Annotated in this window: 24 protein-coding genes and 3 tRNA genes; 6 read left to right on the top strand and 21 right to left on the bottom strand. The window is 71.9% G+C overall.

Annotated features, from left to right (window positions below; all coding sequences use genetic code 11):
- Positions 1 to 33 precede the first annotated feature (33 nt).
- Positions 34 to 225 (bottom strand): hypothetical protein, encoded by a 192-nt coding sequence (locus RYJ27_RS01170; protein WP_330170976.1) that lies wholly within the window; start codon positions 223 to 225, stop codon positions 34 to 36.
- Positions 226 to 344: 119 nt separating this feature from the next.
- Here RYJ27_RS01170 and RYJ27_RS01165 point away from each other — a divergent pair, with 119 nt between their 5' ends.
- Positions 345 to 1,481: a DUF4192 family protein gene (locus RYJ27_RS01165; protein WP_330170975.1), complete on the top strand. Its 1,137-nt coding sequence runs from the start codon at positions 345 to 347 to the stop codon at positions 1,479 to 1,481.
- Between the two features lie 15 nt (positions 1,482 to 1,496).
- Here the strand turns inward: RYJ27_RS01165 and lysS are convergent, their stop codons facing one another.
- The 13 genes from lysS to tilS all read right to left on the bottom strand — a co-directional run bounded on the left by lysS (position 1,497) and on the right by tilS (position 13,529).
- Complete coding sequence (gene lysS, locus RYJ27_RS01160) at positions 1,497 to 3,017, bottom strand: lysine--tRNA ligase (RefSeq protein ID WP_330170974.1); 1,521 nt, start codon at positions 3,015 to 3,017, stop codon at positions 1,497 to 1,499.
- Positions 3,018 to 3,080: 63 nt separating this feature from the next.
- Positions 3,081 to 3,956: a pantoate--beta-alanine ligase gene (gene panC, locus RYJ27_RS01155; RefSeq protein WP_330170973.1), complete on the bottom strand. Its 876-nt coding sequence runs from the start codon at positions 3,954 to 3,956 to the stop codon at positions 3,081 to 3,083.
- Positions 3,953 to 4,678, bottom strand: a complete 726-nt coding sequence (locus RYJ27_RS01150) for a DUF2520 domain-containing protein (protein WP_422732898.1) — start codon at positions 4,676 to 4,678, stop codon at positions 3,953 to 3,955. The genes panC and RYJ27_RS01150 overlap by 4 nt, the downstream gene beginning before the upstream one ends.
- Entirely contained in the window at positions 4,678 to 6,417 is a 1,740-nt protein-coding gene (locus tag RYJ27_RS01145) for a PH domain-containing protein (protein ID WP_330170971.1), read from the bottom strand. The genes RYJ27_RS01150 and RYJ27_RS01145 overlap by 1 nt, the downstream gene beginning before the upstream one ends.
- Entirely contained in the window at positions 6,414 to 7,040 is a 627-nt protein-coding gene (locus tag RYJ27_RS01140; RefSeq protein WP_422732849.1) for a PH domain-containing protein, read from the bottom strand. The genes RYJ27_RS01145 and RYJ27_RS01140 overlap by 4 nt, the downstream gene beginning before the upstream one ends.
- On the bottom strand, positions 6,988 to 7,509 hold the full coding sequence (locus RYJ27_RS01135) for a DUF3180 family protein (protein WP_330170970.1): 522 nt from the start codon (positions 7,507 to 7,509) through the stop codon (positions 6,988 to 6,990). The genes RYJ27_RS01140 and RYJ27_RS01135 overlap by 53 nt, the downstream gene beginning before the upstream one ends.
- A complete protein-coding gene (gene folK, locus RYJ27_RS01130; protein WP_330170969.1) occupies positions 7,506 to 8,057 on the bottom strand; it encodes a 2-amino-4-hydroxy-6-hydroxymethyldihydropteridine diphosphokinase in 552 nt (183 codons plus the stop codon). The genes RYJ27_RS01135 and folK overlap by 4 nt, the downstream gene beginning before the upstream one ends.
- The gene (folB, locus tag RYJ27_RS01125) at positions 8,054 to 8,422 is read right to left on the bottom strand and encodes a dihydroneopterin aldolase (protein ID WP_330170968.1); all 369 of its coding nucleotides are present in this window, start codon (positions 8,420 to 8,422) and stop codon (positions 8,054 to 8,056) included. Before folB ends, folK begins: the two co-directional genes overlap by 4 nt.
- A complete protein-coding gene (gene folP, locus RYJ27_RS01120; protein WP_330172079.1) occupies positions 8,419 to 9,201 on the bottom strand; it encodes a dihydropteroate synthase in 783 nt (260 codons plus the stop codon). The genes folB and folP overlap by 4 nt, the downstream gene beginning before the upstream one ends.
- An 11-nt stretch (positions 9,202 to 9,212) precedes the next feature.
- Positions 9,213 to 9,803, bottom strand: a complete 591-nt coding sequence (gene folE, locus RYJ27_RS01115) for a GTP cyclohydrolase I (protein WP_330170967.1) — start codon at positions 9,801 to 9,803, stop codon at positions 9,213 to 9,215.
- A 3-nt stretch (positions 9,804 to 9,806) separates the two neighbouring features.
- Positions 9,807 to 11,816, bottom strand: a complete 2,010-nt coding sequence (ftsH, locus tag RYJ27_RS01110; RefSeq protein WP_330170966.1) for an ATP-dependent zinc metalloprotease FtsH — start codon at positions 11,814 to 11,816, stop codon at positions 9,807 to 9,809.
- 124 nt (positions 11,817 to 11,940) lie between these two features.
- Complete coding sequence (hpt, locus tag RYJ27_RS01105; protein ID WP_330170965.1) at positions 11,941 to 12,492, bottom strand: hypoxanthine phosphoribosyltransferase; 552 nt, start codon at positions 12,490 to 12,492, stop codon at positions 11,941 to 11,943.
- Between the two features lie 41 nt (positions 12,493 to 12,533).
- The gene (tilS, locus tag RYJ27_RS01100; RefSeq protein WP_330170964.1) at positions 12,534 to 13,529 is read right to left on the bottom strand and encodes a tRNA lysidine(34) synthetase TilS; all 996 of its coding nucleotides are present in this window, start codon (positions 13,527 to 13,529) and stop codon (positions 12,534 to 12,536) included.
- A gap of 124 nt (positions 13,530 to 13,653) precedes the next feature.
- Here tilS and ppa point away from each other — a divergent pair, with 124 nt between their 5' ends.
- On the top strand, positions 13,654 to 14,187 hold the full coding sequence (gene ppa, locus RYJ27_RS01095; RefSeq protein ID WP_330170963.1) for an inorganic diphosphatase: 534 nt from the start codon (positions 13,654 to 13,656) through the stop codon (positions 14,185 to 14,187).
- A gap of 79 nt (positions 14,188 to 14,266) precedes the next feature.
- Here the strand turns inward: ppa and RYJ27_RS01090 are convergent, their stop codons facing one another.
- Entirely contained in the window at positions 14,267 to 15,655 is a 1,389-nt protein-coding gene (locus RYJ27_RS01090; protein ID WP_330170962.1) for a M23 family metallopeptidase, read from the bottom strand.
- A gap of 213 nt (positions 15,656 to 15,868) precedes the next feature.
- Between RYJ27_RS01090 and RYJ27_RS01085 the strand changes: the two genes are divergently transcribed.
- The 3 genes from RYJ27_RS01085 (at position 15,869) to RYJ27_RS01075 (ending at position 16,175) form a co-directional block, all read left to right on the top strand.
- Positions 15,869 to 15,941: transfer RNA gene (locus tag RYJ27_RS01085), tRNA-Glu, on the top strand.
- 20 nt (positions 15,942 to 15,961) lie between these two features.
- Positions 15,962 to 16,035: transfer RNA gene (locus RYJ27_RS01080), tRNA-Asp, on the top strand.
- 64 nt (positions 16,036 to 16,099) lie between these two features.
- Positions 16,100 to 16,175 (top strand) — tRNA-Phe (locus RYJ27_RS01075).
- Positions 16,176 to 16,310: 135 nt separating this feature from the next.
- Here the strand turns inward: RYJ27_RS01075 and RYJ27_RS01070 are convergent.
- From RYJ27_RS01070 to RYJ27_RS01045, 6 genes are read right to left on the bottom strand one after another with little or no spacing between them, the layout of a single operon-like run.
- Positions 16,311 to 16,973, bottom strand: a complete 663-nt coding sequence (locus RYJ27_RS01070; protein WP_330170961.1) for a tyrosine-type recombinase/integrase — start codon at positions 16,971 to 16,973, stop codon at positions 16,311 to 16,313.
- On the bottom strand, positions 16,916 to 17,749 hold the full coding sequence (locus tag RYJ27_RS01065; protein WP_330170960.1) for a DMT family transporter: 834 nt from the start codon (positions 17,747 to 17,749) through the stop codon (positions 16,916 to 16,918). Before RYJ27_RS01065 ends, RYJ27_RS01070 begins: the two co-directional genes overlap by 58 nt.
- Positions 17,746 to 18,030, bottom strand: a complete 285-nt coding sequence (locus tag RYJ27_RS01060; protein ID WP_330170959.1) for a DUF2933 domain-containing protein — start codon at positions 18,028 to 18,030, stop codon at positions 17,746 to 17,748. Before RYJ27_RS01060 ends, RYJ27_RS01065 begins: the two co-directional genes overlap by 4 nt.
- Positions 18,027 to 19,070 carry a type II glyceraldehyde-3-phosphate dehydrogenase gene (locus RYJ27_RS01055; RefSeq protein ID WP_330170958.1) on the bottom strand — a complete coding sequence of 348 codons (1,044 nt, stop codon included), beginning with the start codon at positions 19,068 to 19,070 and terminating at the stop codon, positions 18,027 to 18,029. Before RYJ27_RS01055 ends, RYJ27_RS01060 begins: the two co-directional genes overlap by 4 nt.
- Before the next feature lie 40 nt (positions 19,071 to 19,110).
- Positions 19,111 to 20,772, bottom strand: coding sequence for an ABC1 kinase family protein (locus tag RYJ27_RS01050; RefSeq protein WP_330170957.1), 1,662 nt, complete (start codon positions 20,770 to 20,772; stop codon positions 19,111 to 19,113).
- Positions 20,772 to 21,359: an AAA family ATPase gene (locus tag RYJ27_RS01045; protein WP_330170956.1), complete on the bottom strand. Its 588-nt coding sequence runs from the start codon at positions 21,357 to 21,359 to the stop codon at positions 20,772 to 20,774. The genes RYJ27_RS01050 and RYJ27_RS01045 overlap by 1 nt, the downstream gene beginning before the upstream one ends.
- Positions 21,360 to 21,419: 60 nt before the next feature.
- Here RYJ27_RS01045 and RYJ27_RS01040 point away from each other — a divergent pair, with 60 nt between their 5' ends.
- Positions 21,420 to 21,704, top strand: a complete 285-nt coding sequence (locus RYJ27_RS01040; protein ID WP_330170955.1) for a metal-sensitive transcriptional regulator — start codon at positions 21,420 to 21,422, stop codon at positions 21,702 to 21,704.
- The last annotated feature ends 12 nt before the right edge of the window (positions 21,705 to 21,716 follow it).

Below are 21,716 nucleotides of genomic sequence, written 5' to 3'. Positions count from 1 at the left end.
CGTCCTCAGCGTATCGGTGCCGCCCGTCGCGGCTCAGCGCGGCGCGGGGGCGTCGTCGGCGACGGGCGGAAGCCCGCGCTTGCGCCGCTCCTCCGCCTCGATGCGCGCGTACACGCGGCGCTCGGTGCGGTCCATGCGCAGGATGCCCCGGAGGACGAACCAGAACACGGCGGCGACGACGGTCGTCGGCAGCAGCGCCCACACGACCGGCATCCATTCGTCCACCCGCCCATCGTACCCGCCGCGTCGCCCGGGGCTCCTCCCCAGCCCGCCGGAAAAGGGACTCTCCGCCGAACGTGCTCACGGGCGGATGCCGCGGCCCCGGCCCCCGCCAGGCTGGCGCCATGCAGACCGTGTTCAAGGCCGCCGACGCCGCCGACTTCCTCGCCCTCGTCCCCGCTCTGGCCGGCTACCGGCCTGTCGACAGCGTCGCGCTGGTGCTCTTCCGCGGCACACGCACGGCGGGCGTCATCCGCCTCGATCTGGCGGCCTTCCGCGATCCGCTGAGCGTGGACAGCGCCGCGGCGACCGCCGTGGGGCTCGCGTGCAAGGTCGACAGCGTCGACGGGGTCGCCGTCGTCGTCTACACAGACGACCCGCTCCGCGCGGGCCCGGACGACCTGCCCTGCCGCGACGCCGTCGACGCGATCGAGGCGAAGGCGCACGCGTGCGGGCTCCAACTCGTCGACGCCCTGTGCGTCGCGGCCGACGCATGGGGTTCCTACCTCGACGCCGAGACCCCGCCCGGCGGATGGGACCTCGACCGCATCCGGCGACGGGAAGCCGACGTGCCCTTCGCCCTGCCGGCCTCCGGGGCGACGCAGTCCGACGGGGCGTCCCTGCCGGCCGTCGACCTGGCCGAGAAGGAGCGCGTCGCCCGCGCGCACGCTGCGCTGCAGGATGCCGCGGCCGCGCTCGGCTGCGGCGTCGGGCACGGCCGGGGCGATCTCGCCGGCATCGATCCCCGGGCCCTCGCGATCGTCGGCGCCCTGGACGACCTCCCGGCCTTCTTCGAGCGGTCGCTGACGTGGGCGCCGGCCTCGCTCGACCCCTTCGACGCCGCGACCCTGCTGTGGTGCATCGAGCGGCCCGTCTTCCGCGATGTGTTCCTCACGCAGATGTGCGGCGACGTGGAGACCGGCGACGCCACCCTCGCCGATCAGCTGGCCTGGCACGCGGGCGAGGACCTTGCGGAGGACTGCGCCGATGCTCTGCTCGGGCGGGGTCCTCGGCCCGAGCCGGCGCGGCTGACGACCGCGCTCGAGCTGATGCGCCGCGTCGCCGCCACTGCGCCACGGGCTCGCCGCCCCGGTCCGATGTCGGCGGCGGCGTGGCTCTGCTGGGCGCTCGGCCGGTCGACGCAGGCCGCCTGGTTCGCGACCGAGGCCCTGCGAATCGAGCCCGAGCACGGCATGGCGACGATCGTGCTCACGCTGGTTCAGAACGCCGTGCTGCCCGAGTGGGCGTTCGAGCGGCCGTGAGCGGCGTTGCGCGCGCTACTTGACGAGCGGGAAGAGGATCGTCTCGCGGATGCCGAGGCCGGTGATGGCCATGAGCAGCCGGTCGATGCCCATCCCCATGCCTCCCGAGGGCGGCATGCCGTGCTCGAGCGCGCGGAGGAACTCCTCGTCGATGCGCATGGCCTCGACATCGCCCCGCGCCGCCAGCTTCGCCTGTTCCACGAACCGCTCCCGCTGGATGACGGGGTCGACGAGCTCGGAGTAGCCGGTGGCCAGCTCGAACCCGCGCACGTAGAGGTCCCATTTCTCCACGACGCCCGGCTCGGTGCGGTGCTCGCGCACGAGCGGGCTGGTGTCGACGGGGAAGTCCATGACGAAGGTGGGGCGCTCGAGGCCCGTCTTGACGAAGTGCTCCCACAGCTCCTCGACGAGCTTGCCGTGCGTGGCGTGGGGGGGCTCCTCGATGCCCGCCTCCGCCGCGAGCGCGCGGAGCTCGTCGATCGAGGTCGCGGGGGTGACCTCTCGCCCCGCCGCCGCGGAGAGCGACGGGTACATCGAGATGCGGTCCCAGTCGCCGCCGAGGTCGAACTCGGTGCCGTCGGCCCACGTGACGCTCGTCGATCCCGCGACGGCGCGGGCGGCATCCTGGATGAGCTCCTGCGTCAGGTCGGCGATGCCGTTGTAGTCGCTGTAGGCCTGGTACGCCTCGAGCATCGCGAACTCCGGGCTGTGCGTGGAATCGGCACCCTCGTTGCGGAAGTTGCGGTTGATCTCGAACACCCGCTCGAGGCCGCCGACGACGGCGCGCTTGAGGAAGAGCTCAGGAGCGATGCGCAGGTAGAGCTCGGTGTCGAAGGCGTTCGAGCGCGTGACGAAGGGCCGGGCGCTCGCGCCGCCGTGCTGCACCTGCAGCATCGGCGTCTCGACCTCGACGAATCCGTGCGACGAGAACGTGCGCCGCAGGGATGCGTTGACCTCGGCGCGGGAGAGCACCGTCTGCCGGGCCTGGTCGCGCACGATCAGGTCGAGGTACCGGCTGCGCACCCGGCTCTCCTCGCTCAGCTCGGAGTGCAGATTCGGCAGCGGAAGCAGCGCCTTCGCCGCGATCCGCCAGTCCGAGACCATGATCGACAGCTCGCCGCGGCGGCTCGAGATCACCTCTCCCGACACGAAGACATGGTCGCCCAGGTCGACCAGGTCCTTCCAGCGCTGCAGCGACTCCTCGCCCACTTCGGCGAGCGAGACCATCGCCTGGATGCGGCTGCCGTCACCCGACTGCAGGCTCGCGAAGCACAGCTTGCCGGTGTTGCGGCTGAAGACGATGCGTCCGGCGACACCGGCCCGCGCGCCCGTGCGGGTGTCCGCCTCGAGCTCGCCGTACTCCGCGCGCAGCGCCGGGATGGTCGTCGTGATCGGAACGGCTACGGGGTAGGCGCCGCCCGCGGCATCCGTCCGCTCCTCGATGAGGCGCTCCCGCTTGGCCAGGCGCACCGCCTTCTGCTCGAAGACGTCGTCCTCGGCGGTGGTGTCGGCGGGCACGTCGGAACGATCGGTCATGACGGGGGGCTCCTTGCGAAAAGTCGGGGCCAGTCTACCGGCGGCCCGTTTTTGCCCCCGCCGTCAGCCGATGTAGATCTCGGTGTTGTCGATGAAGCGGTGCCCCGCGACCGTGGCGGCGATGAGCGCGACCGCGGGCCCGCGATGGCCCTCGTCCACCGGCAGGAACGTTCGCGGGTCGACGACGACGAGATAGTCGAGGCGGATGCGCTCCTCGCCCATCAGCGAGGACTGCGCCGCGGCGATGCACGCATCGACTCCGCGATCGGCGTTGGATGCCGCGGCCTCGAGAGCGCGGGGAAGCCGCGTCGCCGCGGCGAGATCCCGCGGCTCGAGCATGCCCACCCGCGTCGAGACGGGCAGGCCGTCCTCCCCGCGTACGGTGTCGACGCTCAGCACCTCGACGCCGAAGAACAGATCCGACACCATCCGCTCCACGAGGAACACCCGCTGCCGGTCGCGGCGCCCGTACACCGCGATGTCGGGCTGCACGAGCTGCATCAGCTTCGCCTCGACCGTCAGGAGAGCGTCGAAATAGCGGGGTCGCGAGCGACCCTCGTACCGCAGGCCCAGATCTCCGGCGGTGACGCGCGTCGTCTCGGCGCCGCGGGGAAGCAGCTCCGCGGGGTCGGGCGCGAAGACGATGTCGACCCCGAGACCGGCCAGCAGCGCGGCATCCGCCTCGGGTGTGCGCGGATACGCCTCGAACTCGGCGGTGGTGGCGAAGCGCAGAGGATTCACGAACACCGACACCACGACGATGTCCGCCCGGTCGCGGGCGAGCCGGATGAGGTCTTCGTGCCCCTCGTGCAGCGCGCCGATGGTGGAGATGAGGGCGACCGTCGGCTCCGCCGGGGAAAGGGCGGATGCCGCGGTCGGGCGGGCTGCGGCTCTGGCTTCCGCCAGTCGGGTGCGCAGCCCCTCGATGGTGCGGATCATCCTTGGATGCTATCGCCCGGGGAGGTCGGCCCCGGGTCGCTCCAGGGGGCGTCGAAGGCCGCGCTGAGGGCATGATCGACGCTGGATCGCACGAGCGCCGACAGGAACATCCCGGGGCTCTCGACGCCGACCCCGGCCAGCAGCGCGGTCGACTGCCGGACGATCTCGCGGGAGAACTCCGTGGCCGTCGCGATCGCCTCGCCGTATGCGGCGCGGTCGCCTTCGGTGATGACGACCGGCTCGCATCCCAGCTCGACCGCGAGCGCCTGCGCGATCGGCAGCACGGGAGCCGGTGCCGTGACCGCCGCGTACCCGCCGTTGAGCTGGCGGAGGTCGATGCTCGTGCCGGTGAAGGTGATGGCCGGGTGGACGGCGAGGGGGATGGCCCCCTTCTCGGCCGCCGGCCGCAGCACGTCCGTGCCGAACGCGGCGTGCGTGTGCAGCACGAGCTGACCGGGCTGCCAGGCGCCGACCGCGGCGAGGCCCTCGACGAGGGCGGGGATCTCCGATCCCGGGACGGCCAGCACGACGAGCTCGCTGCGCCGCGCGACCTCCGCGGCATCCAGCACCGGCACGCCGGGCAGGATCGCCTCGGTGCGGTCGGGGTCGGACCCCGCCGTGATGCCGGTCAGGGCGTGACCCGCGGCGCCGAGGGCCGCGGCCACCACGGGCCCCACGCGCCCGGCGCCGATGACGCCGACACCGAGGCGGCCGCTGCGCATCACGATCCGCCCCCGATCCGGCCATCGCCCTCGTCGGCGCGGCCCCGCGCGTCGGCGTGAGCGGTCCGGGGCTCGGCGGGCGTCGCCACGGCCGGAGCCGCGACGGCCCATCGGTGGCTGCGGTCGGCGCGGGAGGCTTCGCAGGCGCGCTCCGCGACCTGCGCGAAGAGCGCGTCGGCCCCCTCCCGGTCGACGGCGGCGAGGTTCCCGTAGACGGGCCCCGCGACGGTGTGGGGGCGCAGCGTCGCGAGCCTCGCCGCACGATCGAGCGGCCCCTGGTGCAGCGCGACGCTCTGCAGGCGCGCGAAGGGATAGAGCGCGAGGGAGCGCCAGATCCACCCCCTGCGCACGAGGAGGGCGTCGGGGGTGATGAGGTATCCGTTGCGCCGCCAGGACAGGGGTCGCACCCACCAGCCGCGCGGAGGCGTGTTGACGAAGGGATCCGCGTCGCGGGGGCCGAGGACCCCGTGCTCGAAGGCGACGCCCCACTCCCCCTCGGGGACGTCGGGGAGCAGGAGCCGCAGCACCCGCTCGACGTCGCCGCGCAGCCCCACCGGGAGGACCGTCGTGAACTGATCGGTCGACGTGTCGGAGAGGCTCTTGCCCGTCAGCCGGTTGATCTTGATCGTCCACCAGCCGAACGGCCGCCAGAAGATCGACTGCCGCACCTCGACCGCGTGCACGCGTCCGGGCGGGATGATCTCCGTCACGGTCGTGAAGAGCCCGAAGGTCACGCGCAGTCCGTCTCGAGTGGGCGCGATCGAGTACCGGAGGCTCTTGACGATCTGCGAGACCCCGTAGGCGCCGATACCCAGCACCGCCGGGACGATGCCGATGAGCACCCACGGCGAGCCGACGACGCCGCCGACGATCATCGCGATGATCAGCAGCAGCAGCCAGAGAGTGCCGCCGCCCAGCACCTGCGAGGCGACGAGCCGGCCGGTCGGGATGTGCACGACGCTCTCGGGCTCCTCGTCGGGGCCCTCCGCACCCGCGATCAGTCCCGTGATGCCCTCCGAGACGGCGGCCGACACCGCCGAGGCGCGCGACGGCGAGCGCGCCTCCTCCACGCGCTCGGCCAGCCGCCGCCCCGAGGCGAGACGGAGGATGTCTGCGCGCACGCGCTCCGCGTTCGCGGTCGTGAGGTATTCGAGCTTGACGTTCGCGTCGGTTCCGGCTCCGACGACCTCGAGCTTTGCGAGCCCCGCCAGCCGCGCGACGAGGGGGCGCGTGAGGTTCACCCCCTGCACCCGATCCAGCGGCGCGCGGCGCTGGGATCGGAAGAGGATGCCCTGGCGCACCTCGACGTCGTCGTCGGTGATGCGGAAGGTGTGGAACCGCCACGAGAGATAGAAACCGCCCACGATGACGACGAGCGCCGCCAGCACCACGACCGTCGCGAGGGCCAGCAGGCCCTCCTCGATCACCCAGTCGACGGGATCGCCCGAGGAGACGCCGTCCGGAAGGTCGGGGATCAGCCAGGGCAGGAAGATCGCCACCAGCCGGTCGCGCATGTTCGCCAGGACGATGCCGATCACCACGACGAGGAAGAGGCCCCCGCGGAAGAGGGGCGTCAGGGGGTGCAGCCGGTGCCACTGCCCGTCGCTCAGATCGCTGCGGCTCTCCCGGGAGAGCGTCTCCTGGGAGCGTCGGGCGGCGGCATCCACGTCCTCCGGCACGGCGTGGACCGGTGCCGGGGGGCGTACGCGGGACTCGCCGTCCGGCTGCGGGCCGGTCACAGCCCGGTCCGCCGCGACTCCGCCACCTCGATCAGCACATCGCGCAGGTGCTCGGCGGTCTCCTGCGCAAGGCCCGGGATCGTCACTCCCGTGGCGGCCGCGGCGGTCACGAGCTTTAGCTGGGCGATCCCGAAGCCGCGATCGAGCGGACCGTGCGTGATGTCGACCAGCTGCATCCGCCCGTACGGCACGGCCACGAGCCGTTGCCACAGGATGCCTCGCCGGAAGACGAGGTCGTCGCGGCGCAGCCGGTACCCGATCGACCGGGCCTGCCGCGGGGTGATCGCCAGCGTCCACACGAGGATCACCGACAGGATGCCGCCGGGGATGAACGCCCACGTCTGGTGCAGTGCGAGCGCGAGCACGAGCATTCCGACCACCACGACGGCGAGGAACGCCCCCGTGGAGATGACCTGCACCCAGACGTACTTCGGCGAGATCTGGTGCCACGACCCGTCGTCGGGGGCGAGGCGCGCCGCGCCGCGCGGTTCCGCGAGACGCGTGAACGTGCCCCGCGCGAGGACCTCGTCCTCGTTCGGGTCGGATGCCGCGGCATCCGCCCGACCCGTCTCACCAGTCGTGGGTGTGTCCGGTCCCGAGCTCGGGGGCGGGGGGTTCGTCATCGTCGTCCTTCCGGATGATGCACATGTTCTCGGCGACGAGGGCCGCGGCGACGAGGATCGCGGCCGCGACCACCGTCGCGACGACGGCTCCCGTCGAGCCTAACGGCGGAGGCACCGGACGCGAGAGCAGGAAGGCCAGCAGGCCGACACCGGCGCCCCCCACGACGGCCCCGACGATGCTCGACGCCTTGGCGAGGATGACCACCCGCAGCGCGCGGAAGGGGTCGACCGGCCGCGGCGGCGCGCCCTGCACCGCCTCTGCGGGCACGGCGCGGGATCGGATCGCCCGCCTGATCGGCAGCGCGAGCAGGATCAGGATGACCCCCAGCAGGACGAGCAGGATGGGCAGCATCGTCGCCGGCGTGAAGGTCGGGCGCCCCGCGGCGGTCAGCGCCTGGTCGACGAGGAACCCGCACCCCGCACCGAGCACGGCGGCGACGGCCAGCAGAAGCGGACTCGTGCGCCTCACGCCGATCCCCGCGGGGCGTCGGGCTCGCGCAGCGCCGCCAGGAGGTCGCGGACGGGACCGCGGCCGGGCAGCACGGCGTCGGGATCGACGGTGAGCCACGGAGCCAGCACGAAGTCCCGCTCGGCCGCGCGGGGGTGGGGCAGACGCAGTCCCGCATCCTCGGAGACGACGTCGCCGTACGCGATGAGGTCGAGATCGAGGGTGCGATCACCCCAGCGCACCCGTCGCTCCCGGCCGTGCGCGGCCTCGATGCCGTGGAGCATCTGCAGCAGCACGCTCGGCGCCAGGCGCGTCGTGACGAGCGCGACGGAGTTCAGGTACGCCGGCGCCTGCTCGTCGGGGCCCCCGACCCGCACGGCGACGGACTCGATCGGGTCCGCCACCCGCACGTCGTCGACGAGCGGCAGCCGGGCGATCTCCCGCACGGCGTCCTCGAGCGTCTCATGCCGATCGCCCAGGTTGCTTCCCAGGGCGACGACCGCGACGACGGGTGCGCGCAGTGGGGCGGTCTCGGGCGCGCCGAAGGGATGCGCGAGGCCCCGGCTCATCGGGCGCCCCTCTCGCGCCGGATCGACACCGACACGTCGGCGAAGCTGAGGGGGATGGGCGCCTGGGGCTTGTGCACGACGACGGTCACGGCATCCAGCCGATCGTCGGCCAGCAGGGCCCGCGCGATCCGGGCGGCGAGCGTCTCCAGCAGGGCGACCGGCTCGCCCGCGACGATCTCGGCGATCTGCTGCGCGGCCTCGCCGTAGTGGATGGTGTCGACGACGTCGTCGGAGGATGCCGCGGGCCGGGTGTCGAGCTCGAAGACCGCGTCGATGACGAAGTCCTGCCCGTCGGCGCGCTCGTGGTCGTAGACCCCGTGGCGACCGAAGACCCGGAGCCCCGTGAGGGTGATGGTGTCGCTCATTCGCCCTCCCAGGCGTCCGCGACGGCGAGCGCGTCGCGGGTGGAGATGACATCGTGCACGCGCACCGCCCACGCGCCGGCCCGCGCCGCGAGGACGCTCGTGACCGCGGTGGCGGCGTCGCGCCGCTCCACCGAGGGGTCGTCGCCGAGCGCGAGCGTCAGGAATCGCTTGCGCGACGTCCCCACGAGCACCCGGTGTCCGCTCGAGACCACACGGTCGAGCCCGCGCAGGGTCTCCCAGCTCTGCTCCGGCGTCTTGCCGAACCCGATGCCGGGATCAACGACGATCCGGGATGCCGCGATGCCCGCCCGCTCCGCCGCGTGGATCCGCTCGGCGAGCTCGCGCGCGACCTCGCCCGCGACGTCGGTGTACTCGGCGCGGGCATACATCGCCGCGGAGGGCCCCCGCCAGTGGCCGAGCACGATCTCGGCGTCCGTGCCGGCGACGGCCGCGAGCAGCTCGGGATCCGCCAGCCCGCCCGAGACGTCGTTGACGAGCCGGGCCCCGGCATCCACGGCCGCGACGGCGGTCGACGCGTTCATCGTGTCGATGCTCACCCGGATGCCGCGGGCCGCGAGCCCGGAGACGACGGGCAGCACGCGGCGCTGCTCCTCGTCCACGGCGACGCGCTCGGCACCCGGCCGCGTGGACTCGCCGCCGACGTCGATGATCGCGGCACCCTCGGCCACGAGCCGCTCGGCGTGGGCGATCGCCGCGCCGGGATCGAGATACCGGCCGCCGTCGCTGAACGAGTCGGGCGTCGCATTGACGATGCCCATCACGAGCGTCGTCACGAGCGGGTCCCGCCGATGAGGGCCACCAGCTCCGCGCGGGCCGCCGGCTCCGCGAGCTCGCCGCGCGCCGCGATCGTCACGGTCGTGGCGTCGGGCTGACGGCCGCCGCGCATCGTGACGCACCCGTGGCGCGCATCGAGCACGACGAGCACTCCGCGTGCGTCGAGCGCATGCTCGATCGTGTCGGCGATCTGCTCGCCCAGCCGCTCCTGCACCTGCGGGCGGGCGGCGAGGATGTCGACGACCTTCGGCAGCGCACCGAGGCCGACCACATCCTCCCCCGGCAGGTACGCGATGTGCGCGACGCCGCGGAACAGGAGCAGGTGGTGCTCGCACACCGAGCGGAAGGCGATGTCGCGCACCATGACGGCGCCCGAGGGCACGGTCTCGGGCTCGGGCCCGCGAGAGACGGAGATGGGATGCGAGAGCGGCTCGCCGGCATCCTGATCCAGTCCGGCGAAGAACTCCGCGTACGCCTCGGCGACGCGCTGCGGCGTACGCTTCAAACCGGGCCGCTCGGGATCCTCGCCGATCGCTATCAGCAGTTCACGCACGAGCGCCTCGACGCGCTGTGTGTCGACGGCCATCGGTCAGGCGGTGGCCGGTCGCGTCTGGCCGGAGGGCCGGCGGTGCGGCTCGGCGCGATGCGCGACCTCCTCCTCGGCGACGACGTCGGCCGCGACCGATTCGGGCAGCTTCTGCGGCGGGATCTTCACGGGCGGCAGCTGCGAGACGGGACGCTTGTCGCTCGAGAGCCACTGCGGGCGCGGCGGGAGGCGCTTGACGTCCTTGAAGAGGTCCTCGAGCTGGAGGTGGTCGAGCGTCTCCTTCTCCAGCAGCTCGAGGGCGAGGCGGTCCAGGATGTCGCGGTTGTCGTTGAGGACCTGGTAGGCCTCGTCGTGCGCCTGCTCGATGAGGGCGCGCACCTCGACGTCGACCCGCTCGGCGACGGTCTCGGAGTACTCCCGGCCGTGGCCCATGTCGCGCCCCATGAACACCTCGCCGCTGCTCTGGCCGAGCTTGACGGGGCCGACCTGCGTCGTCATGCCGTACTCGGTGACCATCTTGCGCGCGATGTTGGTGGCCTTCTCGATGTCGTTGGAGGCGCCGGTGGTCGGGTCGTGGAAGACGATCTCCTCGGCGACGCGCCCGCCCATCGCGTAGGTGAGCTGATCCTGCAGCTCGTTGCGCGTGATCGAGTACTTGTCGTCGAGCGGCAGCACCATCGTGTAGCCGAGGGCCTTGCCGCGGGGCAGGATCGTGATCTTCGTGACGGGGTCGGTGTGGTTCATCGCGGCCGCGGCGAGGGCGTGGCCGCCCTCGTGGTAGGCCGTGATCAGCCGTTCCTTGTCCTTCATGACTCGGGTACGGCGCTGCGGCCCCGCCATCACGCGGTCGATCGCCTCGTCGAGGGCCCGGTTGTCGATGAGCTGCGCGTTGGAGCGCGCCGTCAGCAGGGCGGCCTCGTTGAGGACGTTCGCGAGGTCTGCGCCCGTGAAACCGGGAGTCTTGCGGGCCACGACCTCGAGATCGACGCCGTCGGCCAGCGGCTTGCCCCGGCCATGGACCTCGAGGATGCGCTGACGTCCCTTGAGATCGGGAGCGTCGACGCCGATCTGCCGGTCGAAGCGCCCCGGGCGCAGCAGGGCGGGGTCGAGGATGTCGGGACGGTTCGTCGCGGCGATGACGATGACGTTGACCTTGGGGTCGAAGCCGTCCATCTCGACGAGCATCTGGTTGAGAGTCTGCTCGCGCTCGTCGTGCCCGCCGCCCATGCCGGCGCCGCGGTGACGGCCGACCGCGTCGATCTCGTCGATGAAGATGATGGCGGGCGAGTTCTCCTTGGCCTGGGTGAAGAGGTCGCGCACGCGGCTCGCGCCGACGCCGACGAACATCTCCACGAAGTCCGAGCCCGAGATCGAGTAGAACGGCACTCCCGCCTCCCCCGCGACGGCGCGGGCGAGGAGCGTCTTGCCCGTTCCGGGAGGGCCGTACAGCAGCACGCCCTTCGGGATCCGGGCGCCGACGGCCTGGAACTTGGAGGGGTCCTTCAGGAAGTCCTTGATCTCCTGGAGCTCCTCGATCGCCTCGTCCGAGCCGGCGACGTCGGCGAAGGTGACGGTCGGGGACTCCTTGGAGACGAGCTTGGCCTTGGACTTGCCGAACTGCATGACCTTGCTCCCGCCGCCCTGCGCGGAGGAGAGGAGGAACCAGAACAGCAGGCCGAGGAGAAGGAGCGGGATCATGAGGGACAGGAACCCGTCGAACCAGCTGGGCTGGGGGACCACGTCGTTGTAGCCGTCGGCGGGGTCGGCCGCATCGATCGCCGAGACCACCTCGTCGGCGCGGGCCGAGACGTAGTAGAACTGCACGTCGGTGGCGCCGTCGTACGCCTCGGACAGGGTGAGGTCCACCCTCTGGTCGCCGTCGGTGTTGACCACCTCGGTCACGGTGTCGCCCGCGAGAAGGGTGAGGCCCTCCTGCGTCGAGATCTGCCGGGCGCCGCCGAGGCTCGAGATGAGCGTGAAGCCCACGATGAGCAGCACCCCGATCAGCAGAACGTAGATCAGGGGGTTGCGGGAGATCTTCTTGAAGTCCATGGTGGCGGGGGTCGCCCCGGTTCCCTTTCGTCGCAGGTCCGCCCACGGCGGTCGCCCCAGAGTATCGCGGGCTCGCTAGGGGTGACCTGTGCATTCGCCCACGGCGTACGAGGGCGGGCCGGCGTCAGGAGTAGACGTGCGGCGCGAGCACCGCGACATCCCGGAGGTTGCGGTACTTCTCGGCGTAATCCAGCCCGTAGCCGACGACGAAGTCGCTCGGGATGTCGAAGCCGACGTAGCGGCACTCGACGTGCACCTTCATCGCGTCGGGCTTGCGCAGCAGGGCGAGCACCTCGACCGACGCCGCACCACGGGAGGCGAAGTTCTCGAGCAGCCAGCTGAGGGTCAGGCCGGAGTCGATGATGTCCTCGATGATCAGCACGTGCTTGCCGTGCAGATCGGTGTCGAGATCCTTGCGGATCTGCACGACGCCGCTCGAGCGCGTACCGGTGCCGTACGAGGAAACCGCCATCCAGTCGATCGGCACGAGCATCGGCAGGGCTCGGGAGAAATCGGCCATCACCATGACCGCCCCCTTGAGGACCCCGACGAGCAGGAGGTCCTTGCCCTCGTAGTCGTGGGCGACCTGTGCGGCCAGCTCCTCGAGCTTGGCGGCGATCTGCTCCTCGGTGACGAGGACGTCGGTCAGGTCGTCGGCGATGTCGGCGGCGCGCATGGATCGAGTCTAGGCGCGCCGCATCCCCCTCACGCGCGGGCTCACGCGCGGGCCGCGAACACCACCATGCCGCCGGAGCGCGTCGCGCGGCATCCGGGCAGATCGATGGGGCCCTGCCCCGCCCAGTCGGTGACGAGACGGCCGACCTCGAGGGTCTGTGTGCGCGTGAGCGAGACGCCGAACTCGCTCGCGACGACGTGGCGGATGACGCGGTGGCGCAGCGCCGCCGGGTTGGCCGCGAGCGCGGCAACCGACACGGCGATGCCCGCCTCGGCGTGCTCGACGATGTCCTCGATCGTCTCGTCGATCATGTCCCGGAACGCCTCGTCGTCCTCCCGCAGCTGGTCGGCGGTGCGCGCGAGCGCCTCCGCGACGCCGGGGCCGAGCTCGGCCTCGAGCAGGGGAAGGACGCTCCGGCGCACTCGGACCCGGGCGAAGGCCTCGTCGGCGTTGTGCGGATCCTGCCAGGGCGCGAGGTGCTGCGCCGCGCACGCCGCGACCGTGTCGCCTCGGCGGAGCCCCAGCAGCGGGCGCAGCCACGTGAGGCCGTCGGGATCGCGCCGCGCGGGCGACATCCCCGCGAGGCTCGTCGCCCCCGACCCGCGGGCGAGACCGAGCAGCACGGTCTCCGCCTGGTCGTCGAGGGTGTGGGCGAGGAGGACGGCCCGGGCGCCGACCTGGGCCGCGGCCGCCCGCAGGGCGTCGAGGCGGGCCCGGCGCGCGGCCGCCTCGGGCCCCCCGGGGCCGGCGACCTCGACACGGGCGATGCGGGCCTCGAGCCCCATCGCCCGGCACGCCTCCGCCGCATCGCGGGCGGCGGCATCCGACCCGGCCTGCAGCCCGTGGTCGACCGTGACGGAGACGGCCGCGATGCCGAGCGCGGGCGCCTCGAAGGCGAGCGCGGCCGCCAGCGCGAGGGAGTCCGCCCCTCCCGAGACGCCCGCGACGACCGCGCCGCCGGCGTACGGGGCCAGCGCCCGCCGCACCGCCAGCCGGGTGGCGGCGACGGCCGGCGCGAGGGGCTCTCGTTCGGGCATCCGCTCACGCTACCGCGGGGAGGCGCACGGGGATGGGCCCGGCCGGGCGGCGATGCCCGAGATGGCCGCACTAGGCTGGTCCGCGGCATCCGCCGACCTACCCACGCCCGCACCGAGGAGCACCATGAGCGCCCACGACGCCGTCATCGAGATCCCCCGCGGCAGCCGCATCAAGTACGAGGTCGACCACGGCACGGGCCGCGTCTACCTCGACCGCGTGCTGTACACCGCGTTCGGATACCCCGCCAACTACGGCTTCTTCGAGAACACGCTGGGCGAGGACGGCGACCCGCTCGACGTGCTCGTGCTGCTCGACTACGACATGCACCCGGGCGTCATGGTCAAGGTGCGCCCCGTCGGCGTGCTGAAGATGAGCGACGAGGCCGGCGGAGACGACAAGCTCGTCGCCGTGCTGGCGAAGGACCCGCGCTGGAGCCACATCCAGGACGTACAGGACATCCCCGAGCACACGAAGAACGAGATCGGTCATTTCTTCGAGCACTACAAGGACCTCGAACCCGGCAAGTGGGTCAAGGTCGACGAGTGGGCGGATGCCGCCGAGGCGGAGCGCCTGCTCGCCGAGTCGATCGAGCGCTTCGACGAGCACGAGGGTCAGACCCGCACGCAGGGCGAGGGCGAAGCACCCTCGACGCTCTGACCGTCATCGCGTAGCGAACGCCGAGGCACCCCGCGGGATCCTCGGCGTTCGTCGTCTCCGGCCGCAGGCGGAGGTGGCGTCAGATGCCGACGCCGCGGGCCGCCATGAAGGACTCCGGGTTGATGCGCGAGCTGCCCTGGTGCACCTCGAAGTGCAGGTGCGCGCCCTGCACGAGTCCCGTGTCGCCCTCGCGGGCGATGAGCTGGCCGGCCGAGACATTCGTCCCGTAGCCGACGAGTAACGAGCTGCAGTGCGAGTACGTCGTGGTGATGCCGCCGCCGTGGTCGACGCGGATCTGGTTGCCGAACTGGCCGTACGAGCCGGCGTACGTCACGCGGCCGGATCCCGCGGCGAAGATCCCGCCGCCCCAGCCGCTGGCCATGTCGGTGCCGTAGTGGTAGCCGGTGCACCCGTAGCCCGGGGTGCAGATCTGGGCGCGGTTGCCGTAGCGCCCCGTCACGCGACCGCCCGACGGACGCGCCCAGCCCGACCCGCTCGGCTGGCCCGGGGGGCTGGCGTTGCCGCCCCCGTTGTTCTGGTTCTGCCTCGCGGCCTCCGCGGCGCGGCGTCGGGCCTCCTCCTCCGCGCGGCGTCGGGCCTCCTCCTCCGCGCGGCGGCGCGCCTCGACGCCGGCCTGGTAGCCGGCGACCGTCTGGGCGGTCGCGTCCTGGAGCGCGGCGAGCTGCGCCTCGAGCACGACGATGTACTCCGCCTGCTCGTCCAGGGCGGCCTGCGCGGCGAGCGCGGCCTCCTGCGAGGCGATCATCTTCTGCTCGGCCTCCTGCTTGAGGCGGTCGCGCTCGTCACGGGCCACGGCCGCCTGGTCGCTGAGCGACTGCGCGTTGTTGCGCGCGGTGACGGCGCCGGCGAAGGTCTCGCGGTTGCGCTCGAGCACCTTGTCCATCGTGCCGAGCTTGCCCAGCAGGTCTTCGGCACCGTCGGGCGACCCGGAGAAGAAGAGCTCGAGAGAGGTGTCGTCGCCGCCGCTGCGGTAGAGCTGGGAGGCGACCCGGCCGGCCCGGGTGGATGCCGCGGCCGCCTCGGCGGCCTGGGCGTCGGCCTGGGCCTGGAGGTCGTCGGCACGCGCGGCGGCCGCGAAGAAGGCCTCCTCCGCGGCGAAGAACTCGGCCGCCGCGGCCTCGGCGGCCGCCTGCGTGCGCGCCACGTTGGCCGCGAGCTGCTGGATGAGGTTCTGGATGCGGGTGACCTCGGCGGCCTTGGCCGCCTCGTTGCCCTTCGCGCGTTGGACGTCGTCCCACGTCGGGTAATCAGCCGCGAACGCGGGCAGGATCGGGACGGCGACGGATGCCGCGGCGCCGACGGCGATCAGGCCGAGGGCGCCGAGCCCCAGCATCCGTCGACGCGAGAGTGCGGGGCGACGCGTGGCACCGAAGGCGCTCCGGGTGGGCTCGCAGGCGAGGCTCTCGGCGCTCGCCGGCCCGCGCACGCCATCAGGCGTTTCCGACACGTAGCCCTCCCCGACTCGAGTCCATAACATCAACCACAGTAAGCAACATCTTTCACACGCGCAACGGTCAGGGTCCGCCGAGGGCGCCCGGGCGCCGAGCCAAGCATGCTCCCCTCATCGGCCCGCGCAGGGTCGCCGCGCCCTCGATTGGCGATTTTGTCGGCTAATGCGTATGCTTGACCGTCGGTAAGCGTGAGCCCCTGAGGTTCGCTCGGCCCCATCGTTTAGCGGCCTAGGACGCCGCCCTTTCACGGCGGTAGCACGGGTTCGAATCCCGTTGGGGTCACGTAAAAACTGAATAAGCATGGCCCTGTAGCGCAGTTGGTTAGCGTGCCGCCCTGTCACGGCGGAGGTCGCGGGTTCAAGTCCCGTCAGGGTCGCTCCGAGCGACAAGCCCTTCTCGGAGGGCTTTTCGTTTAGGACACGGCGATGCGTTCACCGTGCGGCTCTGTAGCTCAGTTGGTAGAGCGTTCGACTGAAAATCGAAAGGTCACCGGATCGATGCCGGTCGGAGCCACCATCTAAATCCCTGGTCACCCAGGGATTTTTCTTTGCCCGCCCGATGCCTGAACCCCTCGTCAGAGGCTGTGTGCCACATCTGTGCCACAAGTTCTCAATCCTGTGCCACATGAGGGCCGTCTGAAGGCCCCGTCGATCAGAGCGAGGGAGGGTCTGATCTCGCGGGAGCGTCTTGGGTGCTCGGCGAGCTTCCAGGCGTCCGCGAGCCACGGAGGAAGGCGCTGAGCCGACGTCCGGTACCGGCGGTGGCGTTGTCGCGGGAACGGCTGTACAGCTCGGTGACCTGGAGGCTGGAGTGCCCCATCGCTTGCTGCACGTCGGGGGCGGACACTCCGGCGTCGAACAGGAGTGTCGCGAACGTGTGGCGCAGGTCCTTGACCTTGAAGTCCGGGCGATGGAGCGCCTCGCGAATCTTCGGCCAGTTCACCGCGCGCACGAACGTCTTGTTCGTGAGTCTGCCTCCCCGCTTCCCGGCGAACAGGCGTTCCTGTGGCTTCTTGCCGGCCATCGCCTCTTTGACGTAGGGCACGAAGTCATCGACGATCGGCACAGGTCGCCATTTGTGGCTCTTGGGGGTCTGCTCGATGAGCTCGCCGTGCCGCCCCGGAGATATGCTGCGTCGCACCCGGATCACCCTCGCTGGGAGGTCTACGTCGACCACCCGTGCGGCGGTGGCCTCACCAGCACGCCCTCCGGTGTAGGCGAGAGCGGCCGCGTAGCGACGGTAGACGCCCTCTGGGATCATCTGAAGAACGAGGTCGACCTCCTCCTTGGTGAGCGCGCGGGAACGAGGGTCCACTTCGTCCACCTCGGGACGACTGATGCTTCGCGCAGGGTTGTCCAGGTCGTGAGGATGTCGAGCCGGGAACGTTGCGTCTCCGCGTACCAGGCGACGGTGGTCGCGGCGGTGCCGGCCAGAGACATCCACAGCAGGGAGAGGACGAATCCCGGCGTCCAGTCGATGACCGGGGGGCCTTCGACGATCGCGGCGGCGACCAGGAGGATCCCCCCGCCGAGCAGCAGCTGCACGGCGGCGACGAGGAACGGGTCGGCGCGCACGGCACGGCTGATGAGGGTGCCGGCGGTGACGGCGGCGGCGGAAGTGAGGGACAGCCATGCCCCGGTCCCGGCGCCGGCGGGCAGCACGATGAGCAGGAGCCCGGCGAGCATCGCGGCCACCGACCGCAGGGAGGGGCGTTCTCGGTAGAGCCACCAGGCGGGCAGCAGGATGAGGACGGGCTGGATGTTGGCCAGCACGGACGCGACCCCGGTGGTCAGGCCGATGGTGCCGCCGAACATCGCCGCGTACGCGATCGCGACGTTCACCACGCCGAGCACGCCGATCAGCTTCCAGCTGCGCACCTCGCGGGGGACGGGCGCGCGGCGGATGACGGTGAGGACCAGCAGCGCAGCGCCGGCGACGAGGGCGCGCAGGGCTGCGAGCCACAGCAGCGGCGCGTCCTGTAGCCCGACGCTGATCGCGACGAAGCACGAGCCCCAGGCGAAGGTGACCCACAGCATCCGCCACGGGCTCGGCGCCCGCCGTTCGGTGCCGGCCGCGGTGGGCGTGCTCATGCGGCGTCGTCGGCGGGCGGGTCCGTGTGGTCGTGACGGGGCTGTTCACGGTGTCGTCCGGAGCCGTCGTGCCCGTCGTGCCCGCCGTGTCCGCGGTGGCCGAACAGGTGCATGGCGGCGATCGCGATGATGCCGACGTACGGGGCGGCGGCCGCGAGGTGGGTCCAGTGGTCGACGACCAGGTAGATCACGATCCCGGCGACGGCCAGCGCGATGATCACCCACATCCACACGCGTCCTGCAGGTGGTGTGCGGGGCGGTTCTGCGTGCGGGCCGGTCATGACCGCTCCGGGGTGAGGAAGTCCTGTCTCATGCCGAGGGTCGTGTCGGTGAGGCGGATGGAGGCGGCGGGGTCGGTGACGGTGCCGGTGAGGGCGCGGATCGCGTCGACGGTCTCGGGGACGACGATCGCCTCGTTGCACACCTGGTAGGTGAGGTACGCCTCGTCGCCGTCGACGGTGACGAGGTCCTCCCAGACCGCGACCTCCCACATGTCCCCGCGGGGCCGGCCGAGGTCGCGCATCAGCTCGACCGTGGAGTTGAGGGCGACCAGCCCGTCGGACATGCGGATGAACGCGATCCGGGGTGCGGCGCGCAGCGCGTCGAGGACCTCGTCACGGGATGCCTCGCGGGTGAGCTGCAGGGTCCAGTAGTGGTTGTGGGTCTGGGTGTGCGCGCCTTTGGCGGCGATGGTGACCACGTCCAGGCCCGGGAGCACGGTCTTCGCGTCGGGGCCCTGGTGGGAGGGGATGACCGGTTCGGGGACCATCGTGTTCATGATGCCGCCCAGGTGCGATTCCCACGGGTCGGTGGCGCGGCGGATGAGGACCCCGCGGGCGCGCAGCAGCAGCCCGGCGTCGTCGAGCGCGCCGAGGACGCGGACGATGCTGGTGGTGTTGCAGGACACCACCCGGGTCAGGTCTCGGCCGAGCGCGGTGGCGTAGTTGGCCTGGGCGACGAAGGAGTGCCCGGTGGTGTCGTGCGCTTCCCCGCCCTGCACGATCGCCTTCACTCCCGCCGCCTGGTAGCGGGGCAGGTTTCGGGCGGCGACGTGCTTGGGTGTCGTGTCGACGATCACGTCGCTCTGCGCGAGGAGGTCGTCGAGGGTGCCCGCGGGGCGGATGCCCGCGTCCACCAGGCCGGTGTGCGCGTCGGGTGTCGCGGCGAACACGGGCAGCCGCGGGACGGCGGATCGGATCCGCCAGTCGGTGACGATGTCCGCGACGCCCACCAGGTGCATGTCGGGTTGGGCGTGGACGGCGTCGGCGACCCGCTTGCCGATCACCCCGTACCCGTTGACGCCGACTCTGATCCGGTCCATCTTCGTCTCCTTCCATGATGTTTCTCGAGGCCAGGCGCGGTCAGCGGTGGGGCCGGGGCCGGCGCCGCCGCAGCGTCCACAGCAGGTAGCCGCCGAGGGCGCCGATCGTGCCGGTCCCGGCGCCGATCAGGACGCCCTCCCGGGAGCGCCATTTCGTGTTCCCGCCGACGAGGGTGCCGATCCCGCCGATCAGCGCGGCGGCGATCATTCCCGCGACGACACGGTTGCCGACGCGTTCGGCGCGTCCGACGAGGGGTTCCAGCTCGGCCGCGCGCAGGTGCACCTCGAACCCGCCGTCTTCGAGGAGGTGCCGGAGCCGGCGCAGGGTGGCGGGCAGTTCGGTGAGCAGCGCCCCGGTGTCGGCTCCGGCGCGCGCCCATCGCCGGGCCAGGGCCGGGAGGGACAGCTGGGCGCGGGTGAGGTGCTCGGCGTAGGGCTGGAGGGCGTCGAGCATCTGGAAGTCCGGGTCCAGGCCGGCGGCGGTCCCTTCGGCCATCATGAGCACTTTGAACAGCAGCGCCGTCTCCTGCGGGAGGTGCAGCTGGTGGTGCTGCAGGATGCCGAGCAGCTGCTGGAGCATGGTCGCGAGGCTGATCTCTGACAGCGAACGGCCCCGGTAGCGGGCCGTGAACGCGGTGATCGCCTGGCGGAGCCCAGCCCGGTCGACGATGTCGGTGGTCCGGGAGAGCTCTGTCAGGGCGGTGGTGAGGGCGTCCGGGTCGTCGCGGGTGAAGGCGAGCACGATGCCGGCGAGGTTGTCGGTGGTCTGCTCGGTGAGCTCGCCGACCATCCCGAAGTCGATCAGCGCGAGGGCGCCGTCGGGCTGCACGAACATGTTCCCGGGGTGCGGGTCGGCGTGGAAGAACCGGTGGTCGAACACCATCGTGAGCACGAGGTCGGCGCCCAGCCGCGCGAGCGCCGTCCGGTCGATGCCGGCGGCGTCCAGGCCCTCCAGGTCGTCGATGCGCACCCCGCTCATCCGCTCCAGGGTCAGCACCCGTGAGGTCGTGGTGTTCGCGTAGACGCGGGGGATGCGCACCTGGGTCGATGCGGCGAAGTTCTCGGCGAATCGTTCGGCGTTGCGGGCTTCCTGGAGGTAGTCCAGCTCGCCGCGCAGCGTGCGGGAGAACTCCTCCACCAGCCCGGGCAGGTCGTACTGCCGGACGGCGTCCCACCGCCGTTCGGCGCGGTCGGCGAGGTTGCGGAGGATGTCGAGGTCCTCGTGGACCTGCGCGACCACCCCGGGCCGGCGCACCTTCACGACGACCTCGGTGCCGTCGTGCAGGGTCGCCGCGTACGCCTGCCCGATGGACGCGGCCGCCAGCGGCACCGGGTCGAACCGGGCGAACACCTGCTCCGGGTCGGCGCCGAGCTCGTCGCGGAGCACATCCCGGATGCCCTCCCACGGCGCCGAGGCGACGTTGTCCTGCAGCTTGGTGAACTCGGCGACCCACGCCTCGGGGAGCAGGTCGTGGCGGGTGGAGAGGATCTGGCCGAGCTTGACGAAGGTCGGCCCGAGCTCTTCGAGGGCGACCCGCACGTGCTCGGGGTTGGTGTAGGGGTCCTCCTGTCGGGCGTGCCCGAGGGCGCCGCGGTGGAACGGCACCCAGCCGCCCAGGCCCAGCACCCCGGCCAGGACACCGAGCCCGTGCCGGCGCAGCACCGCCCCGATCTGCCGGTACCGGCTCCTGTTCGCAGTCATCAGCGCACGTTCCCCTCCGCCGACCGGTCGGCAAGCGCACGCTGCAGGATGAGGTCGACTCGCGCGTCGGGGGCGAGCGCGGGGACGGTGACGACGGGGAACCCCAGCTCCCGGTATACCTGCCCGAGCAGGTCGTGGATGCGCCGCTGCGCGGCGGGGTCCTCGGTCCGCGCGTAGTCGGGCGCCAGCGGCAGCAGGTCCAGCAGGAACACCGTCGCGTACCGGGCGCCGGCCAGCGCGTCGAGCAGGGCCGGGGCGGGGTCGATGCCGAGGAACCGGTAGTAGGCGAGCGAGTCCGGCAGGGCGCGGTCCAGGAACACCGTCTCGCCCGGGTCGAGGGAGCGCTCCTGCGTGATCTGCATCTCGACGACGGCGCGCTGGAACTCGCCCTGCCGGGCCCGGATCTCCTCGGTGCTGCGTCCGGTGATCCGCTGCAGGTCGATGTAGTGGCGGGCGTGCTCGATCGTCGTCGTGTATCCGCGGTCGCGCAGCAGGTTGACCGTGGTGGTCTTGCCCGAGCTGGGACCGCCCGTCACCACGTGCCAACGGGTGGTCTGTGCGGGCCGCGTCTCCTGGATGCCGGTCATGACCTCACCTTACACCCTGTACCCCTACAGGGTATGGTAGGTTGTGGGTGGAGGTGCGAGATGGCACACGGGTATGTGGACATCAAGCCGGCCCTGCTGGCGCGGCTGAGCCGCGCGGAGGGTCAGGTGCGCGGGATCGCGCGGATGATCGATGAGGACGTGTATTGCATCGACGTGCTGACGCAGGTGTCGGCGGCGACGAAGGCGCTGGAGTCCGTGGCGCTGGCGCTGCTGGAAGACCATCTCGCGCATTGCGTCGCGGAGGCCACGGCCGAAGGAGGCCCGGTCGCGGAGGAGAAGCTCCGCGAGGCGAACGCCGCGATCGCCCGCCTGGTCCGCTCCTGACTGCCCCTTGCA

This window comes from Microbacterium limosum (assembly GCF_036324365.1).
GTDB lineage: Bacteria > Actinomycetota > Actinomycetes > Actinomycetales > Microbacteriaceae > Microbacterium > Microbacterium limosum.
This window is presented reverse-complemented; position numbering and strand designations above follow the sequence as displayed.

What these genes read in the sequence shown, in the direction of transcription:
- RYJ27_RS01165 (WP_330170975.1), top strand. Translation starts at nt 345, where the DNA reads ATGCAGACCGTGTTCAAGGCCGCCGACGCCGCCGACTTCCTCGCCCTC.
- lysS (WP_330170974.1), bottom strand. Translation starts at nt 3,017, where the DNA reads ATGACCGATCGTTCCGACGTGCCCGCCGACACCACCGCCGAGGACGAC.
- panC (WP_330170973.1), bottom strand. Translation starts at nt 3,956, where the DNA reads ATGATCCGCACCATCGAGGGGCTGCGCACCCGACTGGCGGAAGCCAGA.
- RYJ27_RS01150 (WP_422732898.1), bottom strand. Translation starts at nt 4,678, where the DNA reads ATGCGCAGCGGCCGCCTCGGTGTCGGCGTCATCGGCGCCGGGCGCGTG.
- RYJ27_RS01140 (WP_422732849.1), bottom strand. Translation starts at nt 7,040, where the DNA reads ATGACGAACCCCCCGCCCCCGAGCTCGGGACCGGACACACCCACGACT.
- folK (WP_330170969.1), bottom strand. Translation starts at nt 8,057, where the DNA reads ATGAGCCGGGGCCTCGCGCATCCCTTCGGCGCGCCCGAGACCGCCCCA.
- folB (WP_330170968.1), bottom strand. Translation starts at nt 8,422, where the DNA reads ATGAGCGACACCATCACCCTCACGGGGCTCCGGGTCTTCGGTCGCCAC.
- folP (WP_330172079.1), bottom strand. Translation starts at nt 9,201, where the DNA reads ATGGGCATCGTCAATGCGACGCCCGACTCGTTCAGCGACGGCGGCCGG.
- folE (WP_330170967.1), bottom strand. Translation starts at nt 9,803, where the DNA reads ATGGCCGTCGACACACAGCGCGTCGAGGCGCTCGTGCGTGAACTGCTG.
- ftsH (WP_330170966.1), bottom strand. Translation starts at nt 11,816, where the DNA reads ATGGACTTCAAGAAGATCTCCCGCAACCCCCTGATCTACGTTCTGCTG.
- hpt (WP_330170965.1), bottom strand. Translation starts at nt 12,492, where the DNA reads ATGCGCGCCGCCGACATCGCCGACGACCTGACCGACGTCCTCGTCACC.
- tilS (WP_330170964.1), bottom strand. Translation starts at nt 13,529, where the DNA reads ATGCCCGAACGAGAGCCCCTCGCGCCGGCCGTCGCCGCCACCCGGCTG.
- ppa (WP_330170963.1), top strand. Translation starts at nt 13,654, where the DNA reads ATGAGCGCCCACGACGCCGTCATCGAGATCCCCCGCGGCAGCCGCATC.
- RYJ27_RS01065 (WP_330170960.1), bottom strand. Translation starts at nt 17,749, where the DNA reads ATGAGCACGCCCACCGCGGCCGGCACCGAACGGCGGGCGCCGAGCCCG.
- RYJ27_RS01060 (WP_330170959.1), bottom strand. Translation starts at nt 18,030, where the DNA reads ATGACCGGCCCGCACGCAGAACCGCCCCGCACACCACCTGCAGGACGC.
- RYJ27_RS01055 (WP_330170958.1), bottom strand. Translation starts at nt 19,070, where the DNA reads ATGGACCGGATCAGAGTCGGCGTCAACGGGTACGGGGTGATCGGCAAG.
- RYJ27_RS01050 (WP_330170957.1), bottom strand. Translation starts at nt 20,772, where the DNA reads ATGACTGCGAACAGGAGCCGGTACCGGCAGATCGGGGCGGTGCTGCGC.
- RYJ27_RS01045 (WP_330170956.1), bottom strand. Translation starts at nt 21,359, where the DNA reads ATGACCGGCATCCAGGAGACGCGGCCCGCACAGACCACCCGTTGGCAC.
- RYJ27_RS01040 (WP_330170955.1), top strand. Translation starts at nt 21,420, where the DNA reads ATGGCACACGGGTATGTGGACATCAAGCCGGCCCTGCTGGCGCGGCTG.